The sequence below is a fragment of the Mycolicibacterium nivoides genome (assembly GCF_003855255.1).
Classification (GTDB): Bacteria; Actinomycetota; Actinomycetes; order Mycobacteriales; family Mycobacteriaceae; genus Mycobacterium; species Mycobacterium nivoides.
Genome location: NZ_CP034072.1, coordinates 5,660,153 through 5,680,908, shown reverse-complemented (window position 1 = coordinate 5,680,908; position 20,756 = coordinate 5,660,153). Strand labels below are relative to the sequence as shown.

The window sequence follows — 20,756 nt, the reverse complement described above, 5'->3', positions numbered from 1 at the left end:
GCCTAGGCGCCGCCGCCGCCCTCTGCCGCAGTGGTCGTGACCGGCGGCTGGGTGGTGGTCGGCGGTTGCGTCGTCGTCGGGGGCTGCGTCGTTGTCGTCGGCGGTTGCGTCGTGGTGGTCGTGGTGCGGGTCGTCGTGGTTGTAGACGGCGTGGTGGTCGTGGTCGTCGTTGTGGTGGTCGGGCTGGTCGTCGTGGTGGTTTCCGGTGGCGACGTCGTCGTCTCCGGCGGCGGGGGCGGCACCACGACAGTGGTGGTCTTGACGCCGTCGGGCCCCTCGGTCACGGTGGTGACCGGCTCGGGCGGCGGGCCTTCGGGCGACGGACCCATCGAGTAGGTGGTACTGGTTTCGGTGACCGGAGTCGAATCCCCTTCGGAGCTGGTCAAAGTCACCGCGAGTCCACCGGCGGCCAGCAGGGCGGCCGCGGCCGCTGCCCCGAACAGGATCGGGGGGCGTTTGTACCAGGGGAGCGGCGCCGGTCCGGCGTCGATCATCTCTTCGTCGTGGCTGAATTCCACCGGTGGCCGTGCCGCCGTCATGTCTGCGGGAGTCTCGTATTCGCCGCCCGCGTACGGCACCGGCTCATTGCCGGGTGCGTCATCCTGCGACCAGGCCAGGGCGCCGAAATTCCCCGAGTCGGCACCGGCTGCCGGACCCAGACTCGTCGGGGCCATGCCCGTTGGCGCGTCGGCGGCGGCCACCTCGGGAGCCAAACCCGTTGGTGCATCTGCGGCCGCCACTGCGGGAGCCATGCCCGTCGCCGCGCCGGCCTCCGCGACGCGCTCGGCGACCAGGGCGGCCCCGACGGCCACATCCAGTTGGGGTCGCTGGGTTGTCACCACCGGTGCGCGCAACCGCTCCGACACCCGCTGGGTCACCAACGGGATCGCCGCGCCGCCGCCCACGGTCGCTACCGCGTTCACACTCGACAACGCAATGTTGTTGCGCTGCAACGTGTCTTCGACGACATCCAGCAGGCCCGCCAAAGGCGCGGACATGAGTTGGTCGAGTTCGGGGCGGGTCACCCTGAACTCGGAATTGAATCCGGGCAGCTCGGTGGGAATGGAGGTCGCCGTTTCGGCCGACAGCCGCTCCTTGGCCTGACGGCACTCGGCCCGCAGCCGCGCCAGCGAACCGACCGCTGCGGTGCCCGCCGGATCGGCGTCGTTGGCGGCCGCGATCCCGCTGAGTACATGGTTGAGCAACGCCTGGTCGATCTGGTCGCCGGAGAAATCGGGATAACGGACCGTCTGCCCGATGGTGGCGAAACCCGCGCCGGCGTCGGCCAGCGTGACGCTCGTGCCGCTGCCGCCGAAATCGCACAGCACCACGACACCTTCGGTGGGGAGCCCGGGATCGGCGCGGAGGGCCGCCAGCGCGGTGAGAGAGTCGGGCACCAGCGCCGGCGGCACGCCGCCAGGTGACAGTGCGGGCTTGTGCCGGATCGCGCCGCGCAACGCACCGACGGTGCTCGGACCCCAGTGCGCAGGCACGGCGATGGCGACCGGGGAGCCGCCTCCCGCGGCTCGGGCCATCACGTCCAGTGCCTCGGCCAGCACCAGTTCTCCGCGGTGCTGGGACCCGTCCGCGGCGACCAGGGGCACCGGGTCGCCGACCCGCTCGACGAATCCGGCCAGCGGCAATCCGCTGCCGGTGTATTCGCCCACATCTGGAGCACGGTCGTTGTGCAAGGTGAAGATCGATCGGCGGATCACCGGTTGGCGGCCTTCGCGGGCTGCCGCCAGGTTGGTCATCCCGATCGACAACCCCAGTGAGTCGGTCATCAGGCGTCACTCCTGTTGTCTCGGCCGAACCTCACCCTAACTGCTGGGATCCCCTGGGCCCGTGATTGAACCCCTAGTGGCGTCAATCCCCTAATGTCCACCCCCCTAACGGCGGCCGGACAGGGGTGGGTTCGGCACCGATCCCAGCGCCCTCACAGCTGGCTAGCATTCAAATCGAACTGTTGAGGAGGTGGAGCATGGCGAACACACTGCTGGACTTTGTGATGTCGCTGGTACGCGACCCCGATGCCGCTGCCCACTATGCCGCCGACCCGGCCCAGGCCATCGCCGATGCCCATCTGACCGATGTGACCAGCGCGGACGTCAACAACCTGATTCCCGTCGTATCGGAATCGCTGTCCATGACCGGCCCCAACGCCGGGTTCGGCGACCTCAGCGCCACCGATCCGGGCGGCAACGTCTGGGCCAGCGGCGCGGCTACCGCGGCGTTCGACGCCTTCGGCGATCACGTGCCGCTCGATGCCCCCAACGATGCCTGGGACTCGACGGCCGGCCAGGTCATCGATCAGTCCGGCGCTGCGGACCACCTGGTGTCTTCGGTGGCGGCCATCGACGACGACAGCCTCGTGAATCAGCCGCTCGACGACGTATCGCTGCAGTTCAACGAACCCGTCATCGAGGACGCACCGATCGTCGACCCGGCACCGGCCCCCGAGTGGGACCACCCGATCGTCGACGACCAGCACCACACCGACAGCGGCGGCGGATTCGACATCTTCGACTGATCTGCCCCAGCGTTCCGATAAGCGCACGACCCAAGTGGTCGTGCGCTTATTGCGTTTACCTGCGAAAACGTCAATAGATCCGGGGCCTCCCGCCCCTGCCCCTACATATCCCCTAAGCCCCTATTGGGGCCACCCCCTGCACCCCGAGTAGGGGCGATACGGGGAGGGGAATCGACCCCGTTTCCGGGGCTGCGGCGCGCCCATAACGTTGTCTCCAGATCGCCGGAGAGCCCGGCGGGGGACTCACCAGAGACTCCCAGAAACATCCGAAAGGTTGGAGAAATGACCACTCTGATCGACTTCATCCTGGACCTGTTCCGTAGCCCCGCCTCGGCAGCTTCGTTCATCGCCGATCCGGACGGCAGCCTGCGTGACGCCGGCCTGCCCAACGTGACCGCGGCCCAGCTGCACGCCGTCGCGGCCACCGCGGCCCCAGCCGGTGTCCTGCTCGGCGGCGGCAACCCGGTGCTCGGCCTGCAGCGCGCGGTCGCCGATCACCACAGCATCCCCGCGCAGTTCGGGAACCAGGTCGCCTCGCCGTTCTCCCCGCAGACGCAGGTGGCCAGCAACAACGACACCGAGTGGGCCAGCCACAACAACGTGCCGATCATGAGCCCCAACCAGGACGCCGGCGCCAACGCCCAGCAGGGTGCGTTCAACCTCGGCTTCGGTGACATCACCCTCGGCGACAAGAGCACCAACACCGCCACCAACGGCGGCGTGGTGGTCGACGGCGAGAACAAGGGCGACATCGTCAGCGGCGACGGGGCGGTGCTCGGTGACGGCAACACCACCAACAACGGTGACGTCTGGGCCGGTTCGGGTTCGCACGTCAACGTGGGTGAGGGCAATGCCATCGAGGACAGCTCGCAGCACGCCGGCGGCGACGTGGTGTCCGGCAACGACGGCCCGGTGATCAAGGACGTCGACATGAGCGGCGGCCACGGCGGCGGCGCGTCGGGCGGTGACAGCCTGATCGGTATCGGCAGCGGCGGTGCGTCCGGTGGCGACGGCGGCAACGCCGGCTCGATCATCCTCACCGATGCCTCGACCCACGCGGTCGGCGGAAACCAGACCACGGTCGACGGTGACTACGGCAGCCGGAACACGCAGGACAACTCGACGCACACCTCGGTGAAGACCGAATCGACGCACACCGTCGAGGACAACTCGTCGAGCTACACCTCGAACATCGGGTCGGGCAACGACACCGCGTTCGCGTCGAACAACGACACCGCGTCGCACAACGACACGTCCTTCGGGTCGCACAACGACACCAGCTCGGCGCTGGGCTCGGGTAACAGCTACGACTCGCACTCGCAGTCCCACACCGACGTCGCGTCGCACAATGCGACCGACACCGGGTTCGACGCCTTCTGATCCGATCCGCACAGGGGCGGGGGCCATCCGTACGCGGGTGGTCCCCGTCCCATCGGCGCGCCTACCGTTGAGCCCGGCACGCAGGAGGGACTTCCATGACGCAACCCAGTGACCCGCGCCCGGCCGCGGCGGGCGACCCGCGCAAGGTCAAGGTGATCGTCGAACTCATCGACCACACCAGCACGATCGCCGCGACCTACGACCGCGGCGATCTGGTGGAGCGCCTGAGGTTGGCGAAGGTGCGCATCAATGACCCGCAGATCCGAGTGGTCATCGCCGGCCAGCTCAAGCAGGGCAAGAGCCAGCTGCTGAACTCGCTGCTCAACATCCCTGTGGCCCGTGTCGGCGATGACGAATCCACCGTGCTGGCCACCGTCGTCGCCTACGGGGAGCAGGCGTCGGCGCGCCTGGTGGTGGCCCGGCCCGACGGGGCCGAACCCGAACTGATCGACATCCCGCCGTCGGAGGTCACCAACGACCTGCGCCGCGCTCCGCAGGCCGGGGGCCGTGAGGTGTTGCGGGTCGAGGTGACCGCCCCCAGCCCCCTGCTCAAGGGTGGGCTGGCCTTCGTCGACACCCCGGGTGTCGGCGGGCTCGGACAGCCGCACCTTTCGGCGACCCTGGGCCTGCTGCCGGACGCCGACGCGCTGCTGATGGTCAGCGACACCAGCCAGGAATTCACCGAACCGGAAATGACCTTCATCCGTCAGGCGATCGAAATCTGCCCGTTGGCAACGATCGTCGCGACCAAGACCGACCTGTACCCGCACTGGCGCGAGATCGTCGGCGCCAATACCGGCCACCTGCAGCGGGCGGGCGTCAACGTTCCGATCACCCCGGTCTCCAGTGTGCTGCGCAGCCACGCGATCCAGCTCAACGACAAGGAACTCAACGAGGAATCGAACTTCCCGGCCATCGTGAAATTCCTGTCCGACCGGGTGTTGAACCGCGAGAGCGACCGGATCCGTGACGAGGTGGTCGCCGAAATCCATTCGGCCGCAGAACATCTGCTGTTGGCCGTGAACTCCGAGCTGTCCGCCTTCACCGATCCGGATGAACGCGAGCGGCTCACCGCCGAGCTGGAACGGCGCAAGCAGGAAGCCCAGGATGCCCTGCAGCAGACCGCGCTGTGGCAGCAGGTGCTCAACGACGGCATCGCCGACCTGACCGCCGATGTCGATCACGATCTGCGCCACCGGTTCCGCAACATCACCCAGCACGCCGAGAAGGTGATCGACAACGGCGACCCCACGCTGCACTGGGCCGAGATCGGCTCGGAGCTGGAGGAGGCGGTGGCCACCGCCGTCGGCGACAACTTCGTCTGGGCGTATCAGCGGGCGGAGGCACTGGCGGCCGAGGTGGCCCGCACCTTCACCGAGGCAGGCCTGGAAGCGGTGCAACTGCCTCAGATCGACGCCAGGGATATGGGCGCCGGATTCGGTGAGATGAAATCGCTGGCCCGGCTGGAGGCAAAACCGATCAAGGCCGGGCACAAGGTCATCACCGGTATGCGCGGCTCCTATGGCGGTGTGCTGATGTTCGGCATGCTCACCTCATTCGCCGGGCTGGGCATGTTCAACCCGCTGTCGCTGGGCGCCGGCCTGGTGCTGGGCCGCAAGGCCTACAAGGAGGACATGGAGAACCGCATGCTCCGGGTCCGCGGTGAGGCCAAGACCAACATGCGCAAGTTCATCGACGACGTCGCCTTCGTGGTCGGCAAGGAATCGCGGGACCGCCTCAAGGGCATCCAACGACAATTGCGCGACCACTACCGCGGAATCGCCAACCAGACCACCCGCTCGCTCAACGAGTCGTTGCAGGCGACCCTCGCCGCGGCGAGGGTCGAGGAGAACGAGCGCAACGCCCGGGTCAGAGAGCTGGAGCGTCAGCAAAACATCCTGACCCAGGTGGTCGACCACGCCAACGGTCTGGCGGGCGCGGGCAACTAAGCTCCAAGGGCTAGTTTTCGATTGAACCCCGGTTCGACGTCCGGGTTGGAAGAGGTGGATTCCGCAGCGTGAGCACGGCCGATCAGGTGCGCTCGATTCTGGGCGGCACCATCAAGGCGTACCGGGGCGACCCGGCATACCGCGATCGGCCCGACGTGCACAACGAGCTCGACCGCATCGGGCGCCGGCTCAACCAGCCGATCCGCATCGCGCTGGCCGGCACGCTCAAGGCAGGCAAGTCGACGCTCGTCAATGCGCTGGTCGGGGAGGACATCGCACCCACCGATGCCACCGAGGCGACCCGCATCGTCACCTGGTTCCGGCACGGGCCCACCCCCAAGGTGACCGCCAACCACCGCGGCGGCCGTCGCTCCAACGTGCCGATCGCGCGGGGCGTCAGTGACCAGTCGAACTACCGGGGCCTCACCTTCAGCTTCACCGGGCTCAACCCCGAGGATGTGGTGGACCTCGACGTCGAGTGGCCGGCCGCCGAGCTCGTCGACACTACGATCATCGACACCCCGGGCACCTCGTCACTGTCGCGTGACGTCTCGCAGCGGACCCACCGGCTTCTCGTCCCCGAGGACGGCGTGCCCCGCGTCGACGCGGTGGTGTTTCTGTTGCGCACCCTCAACGCGGCCGACATCGCCCTGCTCAAACAGATCGGCGAACTGGTCGGCGGATCCTCGGGCGCACTCGGCGTCATCGGCGTGGCCTCGCGGGCCGACGAGATCGGTGCCGGTCGCATCGACGCGATGATGTCGGCCAAGGATGTGGCCAAGCGGTTCACCGAGGAGATGGACAAGACGGGGATCTGCCAGGCCGTCGTCCCGGTGTCCGGCCTGCTCGCACTGACCGCCCGGACACTGCGGCAAAGCGAATTCGTCGCGCTGCAGAAGCTCGCCGGCGTCGAGCCGGCCGCGCTGACGAAAGCGATGCTGAGCGTGGACCGCTTCGTGCGCGAGGACAGTGCACTGCCGGTGGACGCATCCACCCGCGCGGCGCTACTCGATCGGTTCGGCATGTTCGGTATCCGGATCTCGATCGCAGTGATGCACGCCGGGGTGTCCGACTCCGTCGCCCTGGCCGACGAACTGCTGGAACGCAGCGGTCTGATCGCCCTGCGCGACGTGATCGACCAGCAGTTCGCGCAACGTTCGGAGCTGCTCAAGGCGCATACAGCGCTGTTGTCGTTGCGACAGTTCGTGCAGCACAACCCGATCTACGCGACCCCCTACATCCTGGCCGACATCGATCCGCTGCTGGCGGACACGCATGCCTTCGAGGAGCTGCGGTTGCTCAGTCTGCTGCGCTCTCGCCCCACGACATTGAACGAGGACGAGATGGCCTCGCTGCGCCGGATCATCGGCGGCTCGGGCACCGACGCGGCCAGCAGGCTCGGACTGCAGCCCGACGCCCCCTTCGACGGGCCTCGTTCGGCCTTCGCCGCGGCGCAGCGCTGGCGGCGCCGGGCCGATCATCCGCTCAACGATCCGTTCACCACGCGGGCTTGCCGGGCCGCGGTGCGAAGTGCCGAGGCACTGGTCGCCGAGTACTCGTCGCGCCAGTACTGAACCTCACGTACCCGGGGCTTAACGATTTGGGCCTCTCCGTCGACATACAGGTATGCGTGATTGCCTGGGGTTGTCCGTGGGGGCGACCAATCTGGTGGCGATCGCCGATCATGCGCCGCTGGTGCGGCGGGCGGTGCTCACCGTGTCCGCGCATCGCGGGGCCGTGGTCGGCGCGCCGTCGTCGGTCGATGGCGGGTTGGTGTTCACCGATTTCGTGGGACGGGTGGGCGACCCGGTGCCGCTGGTCGCCGCCGATGGTTCGACGCATCACGCCGAACGGTTACTGGCCGGCGCGGTCGAGGCGCTGACGCGGGAGACCAGCCCGGCGCATCGTCCCGAGGTGTCGGTGCTGGCGGTTCCCGCGCATTGGAGTGGTGGTGCCGTTGAGTCTGTGCGGCGGGCGATGCCCGGCGTCCGGGTCGTTCCCGATTCCGTCGCCGCGCTGACGGCCATCCAGGCGCATCCGGGTCTGCCCGCGCGCGGCGTCGTCGCTCTCTGCGATTTCGGTGGTTCCGGCACCAGCCTGACCCTGGCCGACGCTGGGGCGGGGTTCGCGACCATCGGGCAGACGATGCGGTATCAGGACTTCTCCGGCGACCTGATCGACCAGGAAGTGCTGCGCCACGTCCTGAGCAATCTGGATGCCGAACCGGCCGGGACCGCTGCGGTGACCGCACTGGCCCGGCTGCGCGAACAGTGCCGTACCGCCAAGGAAGAGCTCAGCGATCAGAGCGCCACCAGCCTGACCGGGGCTGGGACCGCGATCAGGCTGACCCGCGCCGAACTGGACGCGGTCGTCGAAGAGCCGCTCGGCGGTGTGATCGATGCCCTGCTGGATCTGCTGCGCCGCAACGGCATTCATCCGGCACAGCTGGCGGCGCTGGTGACAGTTGGTGGTGGAGCGCGGATACCCCTTGTCACCCAACGCCTTTCCGAGGCGTTCCGAATGCCGGTCACCACCGTGCCGCAGGCCCAGGTGATCGCGGCAGTCGGGGCCGCGCTGCTGGGCCGCCGCGGTGCCGATGAGACGTCGACGCAGGTGGCGGTTGCGCCGTCTGCTTCGTTGGCTGCTGTGGCGGGGACCGGCACGGTCGCGGCGTCTGCTCTGGCCTGGTCGGTTTCTGACTCGGTGGCTGAGGTCGCGGAGTTCGTCCCCGAATCAGTGACCGAGGATTCGGCCCGGCCGGAATTCGTGTTCGCCGAGCCGCCCCTTTCGCCGGCTCCCGCGGGTATCCCCTGGTATCGGCGCGGGGGAGTGGTGGCCTACGCGGGGGTGTTCCTGGCCGTCGTGGGCACGGTCGGCATGGTGCTGTCGGCGCGGGCCGACCGCCTCGATGCCTCCGCGACCGGATCCAGCCTGTTGGCGCCACAGAACGTTCCGGCCGAGTCCCCACTGGCGCAGCAAGCGCCCGCACCGCCGACCAGGACCGTGGTGGTGCGCGATCCGTCCTGGCCCGGACCTGGGGCAGCGCAAGCCGCGCCCCGGCAAGCATCTGCGCCGTGGTTGGTGCAGAGCCGGCAGAGCGCACCGCTTGCCCCGGCTCCGCAGCGGGTGGCTCCGGCTCCGCAGGCGCCCCGGCCTGGACCGGCCGCACCCGCACCGGCACCCGCGCCCGCGCCCGTGGCGATCCCGCCGATTCCGGTGCCGCCGTTGGTATTTCCGCCGGTGACGCTCCCGCAGTTGCCGATCCCGACGTTCAAGCCGCCGGTGCCGTCACCGAGTCCGTCGCCGTCGCCCAGCCCTACTGCGACGCCGGAGCCGACGCACACGCCTGAGCCAACTCCTGAGCCAACTCCTGAGCCCACGCATGCACCAGAGCCCACACAGGCGCCTGAGCCCACCGCAGCGCCAGAGCCGACACACGCACCCGAGCCGACGCAGGCCCCTACGCCCACCTCAGTGGCGCCCACACCCTGAGTCGCACCGACGCCTCGGATTACTGCTTGATAGTGACTGCAATCCGAGGCGTTGACGGCTACGCCGCGCGGTCGAGGCGAGTGAACTCACACCGTGGCCCGCACGGATGGCCGGCGACGGCGATTCCATTCCGCTGCAGCACCTGAGCGATCTTGCCCGCGGTCTGACACGGCCGGTCGAAGACCTGACAATAGGAGAGCCTGACTGTCGAACGGCCGTCGGCAGCGGCGTCGAGATCCCGTTCGAAATCCGCATCCCGCCTGGTAGATGAATCGTGGTAGACCCGGCCGTCGAGTTCGACGACGAGCTGTTCGCCGTATTCGGCATCGCGATAGCAGACGCCGACGGATGACGTGGCCCGCTTCTGCCGTATGGCCTTGGGTAATCCATGCGGGCGCTCGATGCGAACGAGATAGCCGTGCTCGAGAACCGAGCAGGTGCCATCGGCGATGTCGAGCAGCACCGCTCGCAGCCATCGGCGACGGCGCAAACGCCTCCGCGAATCAAGTGCCTGCAGCAGTCGCTGCGCGGTCGTATGTCGAGATTGACATGCATTGGCCAGAGCGGCGATGGCATCGAGTTCGGACGCGGCGCGGCACGCGACATCAAGCGCGGCTTCGTCGTACCGCATCCGCGGTGGGCTGACGTGCCACAGAACCCGCTCCTGAAGGCTCACAAGGTGGTGGATGCGGACTCCTGCGGGCTCGGCCAGTTTCGTCCGGTGTCGCGCGACAGCGACATGGATGGGAGACGTTTCACTTCCCAGGGCCGATTCGAAGCACAGGGCAGCCGGAGCCGCGTAAAGCACTGCGGCCCAAGCGCGTTGCGACCAGGTCAGCGGTCCGGTGTGGTCGACGTACACGCCCAGGTGGACCCGTGCCCACTCATTGCGTCTGAGCAGTCGCCGGATCTCGTGCTCCCGCAGGCCAGCGTCAAAGGCCTGCTGACGCGAGATCAACCCGTCCTGTTGACGGAGCACATCGCCGACGTCCACCTTCTCGATACTCGTGGACAGCCGCGACGGCGGCCAGAAGCATTTCGAGGACCTGTGGATAACCGGCTGTGCCGGGTCAGGCTAAGGGTTGCCTGCAGGCGGCTGCGTTGTCGTCGTCACCGGTGCGGTCGTGGTGGTGGTCGTCGTCGGCGCAGTCGTCGTGGTGGTTGTTGTGGTGGGTTCAGTGGTGGTGGTCGTGGTTTCCTCGACCGTCGTGGTGGTCGGTGCCACGGTCTCGGTGACGGTGTGAGTCGGGGCCGGAACCACCGGAGCCGTGGTGGCGACCGATGTGGTCGTGGTCGGTGTCGTCGTCGTGGTGGTCGTGGTCGTCGACGGGGAGTCCGACGAGAACAGCTGCACCAGGGCGTAGATGACCAGGGCCGCGATGACTGCGCCCACCGCGCCCATGCCGATCAGTGCGGCGGGCTTGCGGTACCAGGGAATGGGCTCAGGAGCGGGTGGCGCGGGCGGCTCGGAGTACTCGCCGTAGCTGGGGGCGTACTGAGTGGGCTCGTCGTCGTCGTAATAGTTCGACACGCGCCGATGGTAGGCGGGTTCAGCCGCCCGGCGGCGGATACAACGTGCGTGTCACGTTGGTGCGCGGTCGGTGGCGCGTCGTGGTGGGGTACTCGCCGTAGTCGGCGCTGCCCGACTGCGTCGTCGTAGTCGTTGTGGTGGTTGTCGTCGTCGACGTGGGGGAGGTCTCCGACGTGATCGAGGTCCCGGAGGTTTCCGAAGGCGACGTCGTCGTGGTGTCCGACTCGCCCGGCAGACCGAACTCGGTGGTCACCGGAAGCTGGCTGGTGGTGGTCCGGGTAGTGGTGGACTTCGAGGTCTTCACCGACGTCGACGCAAAACTGGGCGGGACGAAATCTATCGGTGCATCCTCGGGCCCGCCGGAGCTGGTCAGCGCGATCGCTGCCCACAGGACCAGGCCGATCACAGCGAGGGCAGCGGCGCTGGCCCCCGCAACGGCCGGCGTCGAATGATGCCAGGGCGCCTCGGGTGGCTGCCCCTGGTCGTCGTCGTCACCGGTCACGGGCACCGATACTATGCCCGGCCATGGAGCGGGTCCCGATCAGCTCAGCTGACGGACGACATCAGAGGCGAAGAGCTCCAGATGATCCAGATCGGACTGGTCGAGCAGTTGCAGGTAAACCCGCTGCACCCCGGCCTCCAGGAACGGGGCCAGCTTGTCGACGATCTCGGCCGGCGTGCCGACCAACGGGGAATTGCTGCGCAGCTCGTCCACCTCGCGGTTGATCGCGGCAGCCCGCTTGGTGATCTGCGCTTCGTCACGGCCGGCGCAGACGACGAACGCCGCCGAGTAGGTCAGGGAATCCGCGGCTCGTCCCGTCGCGGCCACCGCGTCGGCTACCCGCGCGAACTGGGTTTTGAGGGTGTCCAGCGGCACGAACGGCACGTTGAATTCCGACGCGAACTCCGCCGCCAGCGCCGGTGTGCGCTTGGCGCCCATGCCGCCGATGACGATCGGAACGGGTGACTGCGTGGGCTTGGGCAGTGCCGGTGAGTCGACGACGGTGTAGTGCTCGCCGGAGAAGTCGAAGGTCTCACCGACCGGGGTGGCCCACAGCCCGGTCAGAATGCGCAGCTGCTCTTCGAGCCGGTCGAAACGCTCGCCCAGCGGCGGGAACGGGATCGCATACGCCTGGTGCTCGGCTTCGAACCAGCCTGCGCCCAAGCCCAATTCGACACGGCCACCGCTCATTTCATCGACCTGGGCGACCGATATGGCCAATGGTCCGGGATGGCGGAAGGTCGCCGAGGTGACCATGGTGCCCAGCCGGATCGTCGAGGTTTCGCGTGCGATGCCGGCCAGCGTCACCCAGGAGTCGGTCGGCCCGGGCAGACCGTCACCGCTCATCGCCAGGTAGTGGTCTGACCTGAAGAACGCCGAGTAACTCAGGGCCTCGGCAGCGCGGGCCACCGCGAGCTGATCGGAGTAGGTAGCGCCTTGCTGGGGTTCGACGAACACACGGAAGTCCACGACGCCAGCCTATCGGCGATCTCAAGTCGAGGGCGACTGCTGACCGAGCTCGTCGAACCTGGCGAGCGCGGCGTCGAGGTCGGCCTCCTCGTACATCTCGCAGCGGTTCACCTCGTCGCCGTCGACCGTGAAAACCACTATCTGTCGCCACTCGGCATAGAAGCCCTCGTGCGAACTCCCTTTCGCCGCCTGGGTGATGACCGTGCCGAGTTCGGACAGTCGGTGCGCCGTCTCGATGTGGACTTTCAGATCGGGCGATATATCCCAAGAGGCCTGGATGTACGGGAACAAATCACCCGGCGTGAAGGCGACGCCCGGCCGATGGTCGACGTTCACAACGTCTGGCGTCGCCCGGGGCATCTCGTGCCGGTTGAGCGCGGCGTAGCCCTCCGTGACGACCGACCATGTGGGCGCATACGCAGCCGCTTCGCCCCGGAGATAGCGGGCGTCGAGTTCCTCGAAGGCTTTGTCGATGTCCTCGAGATCGAAGCTCACGGTGTCATGGATGAGGCCGCTGTCGTCGGCTTCGATCACCGTCAACAGTTCGACCGTGACCGGTTGGCCGGTCTCGTTGGTATCGCGGCTGCGGTCATGAGTCAGCAGGAGGCGAGATCCCCGTGTCGCGACGGGCCCGATATCGAGCCGCAGCCCAATGGGTGCGACCTCGAACGCCGAGTGCATGGCCTTATGCCGTTCCAGCCCAGTGAGGGATGAGCTCAATCCCTTTCGCCTGTCGTCCGATTGACCATCCGCGGTCATGAGGGCAACCAAACCCGCCAAGTCGCGGCGATTGAAGGCATCCGCCAGGCGAGCCCAGATCCGGGTTGCGGCACTATCCAGCCGCGGCGCCGGCCGACCGAGTTCGTCGAATCTTGCTAGCGCGGAGCCGAGGTCGTCCTCGTCGAATAGTTCACAGCGGCTGATCAAGGCACGGTCCACAGCGAGAAGGGCGATCTCCCGCCACTCGGATTCGAAGCCCTGTTCTGAGGTCGCACTTGCCACATGGGTGACAACGGTTCCCACATTGCTCAGCCGATGGACGGCCTCAACGTAGACCAACATGTCGGACGCGAGGTCCCACGTGGCGCGCACATATGCGGGCATTTCACCCGGCGCAAATCCGACTGCTCGTCGGTGATCGATGTTGATCCATTCCGGTGCTAACTCGGGAACTTCGCGACTGTTGAGTGCGACATAGCCCTCTGCGATGGCCGACCACACGCCTGGGTAGGCGGCCGCCTCACCTGCGAGGTATCGCGCGTCGAGTTCGGCGAAGGCGGAGTCGAGGTCGTCGGGGTCGAACGTGACGAGCGCAGCGATCCGACCGTCGGTGCGAATCTCGACCACTCCAAGGACCTCGACGATGTACTCGTTCGTCCTGTCCTCTCGGCGTGAGTAGCGAGCACGGCTGAGCACGAGGTCCTCGCCGCGGGTCGCGATCATGGCCAACGAGTCGACGGTGAACGATAGGTCCGCGACTACCCGCGTGGACGCGATCGCAGCTTCTCGGTCCTGGCGTGTACCTGAACCCACGACGTGGCGCCGATCTTCACCGCAATAGTCGACCGCGAGTAACTCCTTCACGGTGTCCCAATTGTGTTCCGCGACTTCCGCGAAGAAACACCTGATCACCTGGCTTGCGGTGTTTTCCGGCCGCGGCGCCGTCCGACCGAGTTCGTCGAACCTTGCCAGTGCGGTGTCGAGGTCGTCCTCATCGAAAACTTCGCAGCGGTTGATCAAATCGCCATCGATTGTCAGCAATCCAACTATCCGCCACTCGGCGTCGAAGCCCTCGTCCGAGGTACCGTGTGCCACTTGCGTGATGACCGAACCGTATTCGGTCAGTCGGTGTACCGCCTCGACGTGATGCGTCATCACCGGGGTATGTTCCAGCGCTGTACGAAGAAGCGCCTTCATGTCTCCCGCATCGATACTTACAGCTCGCCGATGATCAACGTCCACGAAATCGGCTGTTGTCAATGGAAGTTCGTGCCGGTTGAGTGCGGCGCAAGCAGCCATCGTGAGTGACCAGGTGTGCGCGTGCGACGCCGCGTCGCCAGCGAGGTAGCGGGCGTCGAGTTCGGCGAGAGCAGCATCGAGGTCGTCGGGGTCGAAGTTGACTACAGCGGAGATGCGTTGGTCGGTATTCACGACGACGACTTCGAGAAGGTCGACTTGATACGCATCGGTCTGTACGTGGCCGACTGCGTATTGAGTGTGCCTGAGCGCCAGGTGCTCACCGCGTATCGCAAGGACTGTTGTCGCTGTGATCCCGGCGCCGAGTCCGGTGATCACGCGGGCGTCCTCGAGAGCAGCCTCCCGACCGTGCCGGATGCCGGAACTCACTATGTGACGACGATCCTCACTGCAGATGTCATCTGACAGCATGTTCGCCATCGCGTCCAGATCGGCTTCTGCCAAACACTTCTGGAAGCGTTCGAACACACGACTTGCTGCGTTGCTCAGCTTCGCCGTGCGACTTAGTTCGTCGAACCGTGCGAGAGCGATGTCGAGGTCTGCTTCGTCGAACATCTCGCTGCGGTTGAACAGCTCGTCTTCGAGCGTCATGAGGTGGATCTCGCGCCACTCCGCCTCGAAGCCCTCCTGCGAAGTTCCGTGCAATGCATGGGTGACGACGGCACCGCGATCGTTCAACCGATGTACCGCCTCGATGCGGAAGCTGATGTCCGGAATCTGATCCCAGGCGTTGCGGGTGTAGTCCTTGATATCGCCGGGCGCGAATGATGTCACCCTCCGGTGGTCGACGCTCACATGGTCGGCGGTCGTCGCGGGCATTTCACGCCGGTTGAGTGCGGCGTACGCGCCCACGACCGCCGACCACGAATGTGCATGCGGCGCTGCCTCGCCGGCGAGGTAGCGTGCGTCGAGCTCGTCAATCGCGGCGTCGAAATCGTTGTGGTCGAAGGTGACGGTCGCCGCAATGCGGTTGTCGGCGTCGATCTCGATCACGTGCAGGAGATCGAGGCCGAACTCCTCAGGTGCCCCACCGCCGAGCGAGAATCGAGCGCTTGCGAGGACTACGCGTTCACCACGGATCGCGATGGGTGTCGGCGCTTGTGTGGCGCCGAGATCAGCTGCTATCCGGAAGTTCTCGATGAAGGTGTCCCGCCCGGTTTGCAGGTCGGCGTTTATCACCCGACGGCGGTCGTCGAATCTGATGTCGTCAATCACCATCTTCGCCATGGCGTCCCAGTCGCGGGCGGCGAACCGCTCTAGAAAGCGGTCGGTCGCTCGGCTTGCCGCGTTGCTCAGCGGCGGTGTCGGTCGGGTGAGTTCGTCGAACTTCGCAAGCGCTGCGTCGAGGTCGTCCTCGTCGAATAGCTCAGAGCGGCAGACCATATCGCCTTCCACCGTGAGAACATTGATATCCCGCCATTCAGCGGCGAAGCCACCTCGCGAGGTCCCATGTGCAAAATGGGTGACAACCGCTCCGAAGTGGCTCAGGCGATGTACCGCCGCGATATGGATCTTGGTGTCAGGTGAATCTTCCCATGCAGATTGGATATAGCTGACCATGTCGCCAGGCTGGAATGCCGCTCCGCGACGGTGGTCTATGTTCACCCACTCAGGGGTTGTGGGGGCGATCTCTCGTCGATTGAACGCATCGTAGGACTCCGCGATCACCGACCACGTGTGTGCGTGGCCGGCGGCTTCACCGGCGAGGTATCGGGCGTCGAGCTCGGCGCAAGCGGCGTCGAAGTCGTCGGGTTCGAACTCGACCTTGGCAACCATCAACCCCTCGGAGTTGACCTCGGTAATCTCCAGCGCTTCAACACAAAATGCTTCGGCATTCTCAAATCGCAGGAGGCTTAGGCAGAGGCGATCCCCGCGCACCGCGATAGTCGACTTCGTAACAGCGGCCCCCAAGGCTGCGATCGAACAGATGTTGTCGACCGCGGTCGCGCGGTCATTGCTTTCACACCGGAAGCCTTGACGTCTGTCGTCGAGTTGGGTGTCCTCGGTGAACAGCACACCGATCTCGTCCAGGCGGCCATCACCGAACAGTGCGATCAAACGATCATCGGCTCGCGTTGCTGCGTTCTCGAGCGATGCTTGCCGATATCGCTGATCGAGTAGTGCGTGCTGCGCATCGAGTTCGGCAAGCGCTGCATCCGAATCGTCGACGTCAAACCATATTTGCAGAGCGATTCGGCCGTCCTCATCGATGCCGAACACCTGGAGAACTTCGTCCTGGGGTGCGCCAGGGCTTTCATCGACAGTGCCCAGGATGACCCGTGCAAGTGCGAGACGCTCGCCTCGTACGGCAAGAATGACATGCTCCGCCCGCATGATCCCGCTCTCGAGGTCGCACCTCGTCTGGTGCATCACGCCGTGTGGTGAGAATTCGGTTCGCTCGAAGCCAACGAGCTTGCGCCTACTCTCGATGTAGCCTTCGGGAGCGAACATCTGCTCGAATTCGTCCCACGCCTCGGCATCGATAGCAGCCACCGCACGTTGGCTTGCCCGTGTGCATGCGGTATCTGAATAGTGCTGGGGTACTTGCTTCTTCGAAGGCCGCCGCAACGATTCGAATCGCTCGTACTGTGCGTCGAGTTCGGCACTCGCCGATTCGGGTTCAGCACGAGCGGCCAGCAGGTCGCGCTGACCGAGAATGCGCTGTGCCTTCTCTGCGAGCGCCACAGCCCCTTTTCGTTCGTACAGCTCGGCTGCTCGCTCGGCCGCGGCTCGCCCACCCGCACTGTCGCCTGCTGCTCCCAGTACCGTGGCCAATGCCAGACATGCGTCGCCGTGATCGACCAGCACGTCGGTGGGCTCGGCGATGGCCACGGCCTCTTCGGCCACGCGCCGGGCCTCCTCGTGTGAGCCACCATCTGAAAGAAGCTGTGCCCGGACCGTGCGCCAGGCAATGGCGGGTTTCAACGCGTGTCCGGCGAGTCGTTCACTCTCCGAGGACAATTCTTCAGCCTCAACGGTTCGGTCGAGCAAGAGACACGCGCGCGCCAACAGCGCGGCCACCTCCGCTGTATCGGCATCCAGCCTCATCCGACGGAAACCGTTGTAGGCAAGCCGAAGATGTTCCTCGGCCGCAGCGGGATCATCGAGGACCAACTCGACGATGCCGGCGAAGTGCTCGACTTCAAGGAGCGCATGACGCAAGCCCAGCTCGGTGACGGTGCGCCGGGCGGAGTCGATCATGCGTCGGGCCGCAGCGGCCCGGCCCCGGAACGCTTCCAGCACAGCCTGGCACCGGGTCGAGGTCGCTTCGACCGCAGGTGAATCGGTCGTAATTCGCAGTAGACGCACCACGTCAAGGCACCGCCCGCCCGCGCGAGGAACCGGGTTGGGCCCCCACAACGCGGCCAGCGGGGCGCCCGCGAGCACCGCGTTCACCAGACGGTGTTCATGCGCCTGACGCGCTGCGGTGAGCGCGTTGTCCAATGCGAGCTCGCAATCAGCCACACGCCCGAGGCGGGCGAGGCACCCTGCCCGCACGGTGTGGGCTTTGGCTTCCCCTGCGGCGTCTTTCAATTCGGCCAGCGTCAGGGCGGCCGCCGCCACAGCGGATTCGATCTCGTCCAGGCGCTCGGGATCGACGAGCATCGAGAGCTGGCCGTCGAAGCATGTCGCCCATGCCGCGAGGCGGGCTGAATCGCGCGTTCCTTCTTTCAGTTGCGACACCGCGCCTGCCGCCGAAGACACATCGCCCGCGGCCAGCAGCGCCTCGCAGCGCGCCACCAGAAGTTCGACACGCTGGTCGTCCCGGTCGGGCAGCTCATCGTCCAGTTCGTCCAGCGCGTGCAGGGCATGGTCGTACAGGTCGGCCGCGCCCTCGTAGGCCAGTCGCGTCATCGCCTGGTCGGCGGCACGACGGCAGTACTCGACGGCCTTGAGTGCGTTTCCCGCCCAGGCACATTCGAAGTAGTGGTGGGCCAGTTCAGCCAAGAGTTCGTCATCGGCGCCCGGCATCGTCTCCAGCGTCGCCGCGATCCGCTGGTGCAGCCGCATGCGCCGTACGGACGCCAGCTCGGCAAGCAACGATTGCCGGACGATGGCGTGGTTGAAACGGTAGCGACCGCCAGGTTCCTCGATGACGATGGCGGCCTGGCATGCCTCATCGAATGCGTCGATCAGGTCCTGGCCGACCACTTGCTCGACCAGGTCGAGGGGGAACTGGCTGCCCACCACCGCGGCGGCAGCCAGTGCCTTGTTCGTCTCGACCGGAAGCCGGGAAAGCCTCCGGCTCACGGCTTCCCGGACACCCTGTGGCAGAGTGCTCGGGTCCCAGTGCCCGCCGCTCTCCTCCACATGGCGCAAGGACTCGATGAGGAAGAACGGGTTGCCACCGGTGACCGATGCCAACGCGCGGGCCAACTCTTCGTCGTCGTATCCGGCTTCGGCCACATACGTGCTGACGTCGTCCTCATCCAGGCCGTTGAGGGCAATGCGATTGGCACTACCGTCGCGGTGGAGGTCGGCGAGCATCGCTGCCAGCGGGTGGGAGCGGTCGAGGTCCGTACTGCGGTAGGTGCCGACGATCTGCACGCGAGCGTGCTCGCCGAAGCGCAGAAGGTGGCGTAGCAGCAGCAGGGTGGGTTTCGCCGCCCAGTGCAGGTCGTCGAGTACCAGGACGATGGGTGCTTCCACCGAGGCGACTCCGAGCAGTGCCACGACGGCATCGAACAGTGCGTAGCGTTCGGTGTCCGGGTCTCCGTGAGGTGGCGCGGCGAGATCGGGCAGGACATCGGTCAACCCGGGAACCAACGGCAGCAATGCTTCGACGCCACGCAGCCCGCGCAGCCGACTGGTACCGACACAGGGCACGAGCGTGCGCAGGGCCTCCGCGAACGGCTGGTAGGGCGCACCGAGGTCTTCGTCGGAACGGCCGTAAAGCACCACCGCACCTTGCTCATAGGCCTGCCGGCCCCATTCGCCGGCCAGGCGGGTCTTGCCGACGCCTGGTTCGCCCGCGATCAGTACGGCGCGGGTGCCGGCCAGGACCGTCTGGTGCCAGGCGGCGAGAAGCTCGGCAAGCTCGCGGGCGCGCCCGACGAACGGGCCAGGTCCTGCGAGCACCGCGGGCATCGCCGGCCGCTCGATGGGTGCATCGCCGGTCGGCGGTGGACTTTCGACGGTCTGGAGGCGCAGCTCGAAGATGTGCTCGGGCCGTGCCAGGTTCTTCAACTGGCGCATGCCCAGGTCGACGAGCGCGACGTCGTCGGACAACGTGTCGATGACCAGCTCGGCGGTCGCACCCGAACACAGGATCTGGCCACCCGAGGCCTGCGACCGCAGGCGGGCGGCGCGGTTGACGGCGCGACCGAAGTAGTCGCCGTCACGAAGCTCGGCCTCGCCGGTATGCAGGGCAATGCGGATACGCATCGGTTCGGCCAGCGGCCACGGTTCGTGGAAGATCGCGTCCTGCAACTCGATCGCGGCGGCTGCGGCCGCTGACGGTCGGTCGAAGACCGAGAATGTGGCATCACCCTCGCCGCGCGTCTTGATCAGCCGGCCGCCGCGGGATGTGACGACCTGTTCGACGAGCTCGTCGTGTCGCGCCAGTGCGAGCGCCATGGCGTCGGCGTCTGTCTCCCAGGCGGCCGTCGACCCTTCGATGTCGGTCAGCAGGAAGGTCACGGCCCGCGTTACGGATGGAACATGTTGTGTCGCAGGGACGTCGAGCTCGGCATCCTGGGCGACGATCGCGGCTTCCAGCCGCCGGAGTTCGGGTCCCGGGTCGACCCCGAGCTCATCGGCCAACAATGAGCGGGCCCGGCGGTAGGCGCCGAGCGCCTCGCCCTGCCTGCCGGCGCGGTAGAGCGCGAGCATCAGCTGGCCCCAACGTCTTTCGCGCAGCGGTGCGTCCGCCACGGCCGCCTCGAGGTCGCCGATGATCTCCGCCGCACGACCGGTCGCCAGGAGCGCATCCGCCCGGTCTTCGACCAGTGCCGCGTGGCCCTCGATCCACCGGGTCTTCTCGGACGCTCCCCGTCGGCAGTCGGGCAGTTCGGGGATTCCCCGCCACAGGGCCACTGCCTCGTCGAATCGCGCCACGGCACCACCGGTGTCACCGGCGCCGAGAGCGTCCCTGCCGGATTTGGCGAGCGACTTGTAACGCGAGGCGTCGGTCTCGGCCGTGTTCAGGCGCCAGCCGGTTCCCTCGGTCAATACGAACCCGTCACCGAGAGCGTGACGCAAAGAGGAGATATGTGTCTGCAGGGCCTTGGCGGCGGTACGTGGCGGATCGTCGCCCCAGAGCAATTCCATCAGCAGGTCGGCCGGTACAACCGAACCACCGTGCAATCCGAGCATCGTGAGGATGGCGCGCGGCTTCGCGCCCGGTATCACGACGGGCGCACCGTCCATTCGGACCTGAAGAGGCCCCAAAACCCCCAGTTCCACCGATGAAAGCGTACCCACGCG

Annotated in this window: 11 protein-coding genes; 5 read left to right on the top strand and 6 right to left on the bottom strand. The window is 66.8% G+C overall.

Annotated features, from left to right (window positions below; genetic code table 11):
- Positions 1 to 2: 2 nt before the first annotated feature.
- Entirely contained in the window at positions 3 to 1,784 is a 1,782-nt protein-coding gene (locus tag EH231_RS27860; RefSeq protein WP_124713778.1) for an Hsp70 family protein, read from the bottom strand.
- A 197-nt stretch (positions 1,785 to 1,981) separates the two neighbouring features.
- Between EH231_RS27860 and EH231_RS27855 the strand changes: the two genes are divergently transcribed.
- The 5 genes from EH231_RS27855 (at position 1,982) to EH231_RS27835 (ending at position 9,351) form a co-directional block, all read left to right on the top strand.
- Positions 1,982 to 2,530, top strand: a complete 549-nt coding sequence (locus EH231_RS27855; protein ID WP_090424076.1) for an Rv0340 family IniB-related protein — start codon at positions 1,982 to 1,984, stop codon at positions 2,528 to 2,530.
- Positions 2,531 to 2,812: 282 nt separating this feature from the next.
- Positions 2,813 to 3,910 carry an IniB N-terminal domain-containing protein gene (locus tag EH231_RS27850; protein WP_090424077.1) on the top strand — a complete coding sequence of 366 codons (1,098 nt, stop codon included), beginning with the start codon at positions 2,813 to 2,815 and terminating at the stop codon, positions 3,908 to 3,910.
- 95 nt (positions 3,911 to 4,005) lie between these two features.
- On the top strand, positions 4,006 to 5,859 hold the full coding sequence (gene iniA / locus EH231_RS27845; RefSeq protein ID WP_164481045.1) for an isoniazid-induced dynamin-like GTPase IniA: 1,854 nt from the start codon (positions 4,006 to 4,008) through the stop codon (positions 5,857 to 5,859).
- A 68-nt stretch (positions 5,860 to 5,927) separates the two neighbouring features.
- Entirely contained in the window at positions 5,928 to 7,433 is a 1,506-nt protein-coding gene (locus tag EH231_RS27840; RefSeq protein WP_090424078.1) for a dynamin family protein, read from the top strand.
- 52 nt (positions 7,434 to 7,485) lie between these two features.
- Positions 7,486 to 9,351, top strand: coding sequence for an Hsp70 family protein (locus EH231_RS27835; RefSeq protein WP_090424079.1), 1,866 nt, complete (start codon positions 7,486 to 7,488; stop codon positions 9,349 to 9,351).
- Positions 9,352 to 9,409: 58 nt separating this feature from the next.
- Here EH231_RS27835 and EH231_RS27830 read toward each other — a convergent pair whose 3' ends face one another.
- From EH231_RS27830 to EH231_RS27810, 5 genes are all read right to left on the bottom strand, one after another.
- Positions 9,410 to 10,345, bottom strand: coding sequence for a type IV toxin-antitoxin system AbiEi family antitoxin domain-containing protein (locus tag EH231_RS27830; RefSeq protein WP_090424080.1), 936 nt, complete (start codon positions 10,343 to 10,345; stop codon positions 9,410 to 9,412).
- 81 nt (positions 10,346 to 10,426) lie between these two features.
- Positions 10,427 to 10,882 (bottom strand): hypothetical protein, encoded by a 456-nt coding sequence (locus EH231_RS34000; protein ID WP_164481044.1) that lies wholly within the window; start codon positions 10,880 to 10,882, stop codon positions 10,427 to 10,429.
- Positions 10,883 to 10,901: 19 nt separating this feature from the next.
- The gene (locus tag EH231_RS27820; RefSeq protein ID WP_234927390.1) at positions 10,902 to 11,384 is read right to left on the bottom strand and encodes a hypothetical protein; all 483 of its coding nucleotides are present in this window, start codon (positions 11,382 to 11,384) and stop codon (positions 10,902 to 10,904) included.
- Between the two features lie 39 nt (positions 11,385 to 11,423).
- A complete protein-coding gene (locus EH231_RS27815) occupies positions 11,424 to 12,353 on the bottom strand; it encodes an LLM class F420-dependent oxidoreductase (RefSeq protein WP_090424082.1) in 930 nt (309 codons plus the stop codon).
- A 21-nt stretch (positions 12,354 to 12,374) separates the two neighbouring features.
- Positions 12,375 to 20,735 carry a BTAD domain-containing putative transcriptional regulator gene (locus tag EH231_RS27810; RefSeq protein WP_478354268.1) on the bottom strand — a complete coding sequence of 2,787 codons (8,361 nt, stop codon included), beginning with the start codon at positions 20,733 to 20,735 and terminating at the stop codon, positions 12,375 to 12,377.
- Positions 20,736 to 20,756: the final 21 nt, after the last annotated feature.

Excerpts from the sequence above, each read along its gene's own strand:
- iniA (WP_164481045.1), top strand. The coding sequence starts at position 4,006 with ATGACGCAACCCAGTGACCCGCGCCCGGCCGCGGCGGGCGACCCGCGC.
- EH231_RS27850 (WP_090424077.1), top strand. The coding sequence starts at position 2,813 with ATGACCACTCTGATCGACTTCATCCTGGACCTGTTCCGTAGCCCCGCC.
- EH231_RS27835 (WP_090424079.1), top strand. The coding sequence starts at position 7,486 with ATGCGTGATTGCCTGGGGTTGTCCGTGGGGGCGACCAATCTGGTGGCG.
- EH231_RS27855 (WP_090424076.1), top strand. The coding sequence starts at position 1,982 with ATGGCGAACACACTGCTGGACTTTGTGATGTCGCTGGTACGCGACCCC.
- EH231_RS27860 (WP_124713778.1), bottom strand. The coding sequence starts at position 1,784 with ATGACCGACTCACTGGGGTTGTCGATCGGGATGACCAACCTGGCGGCA.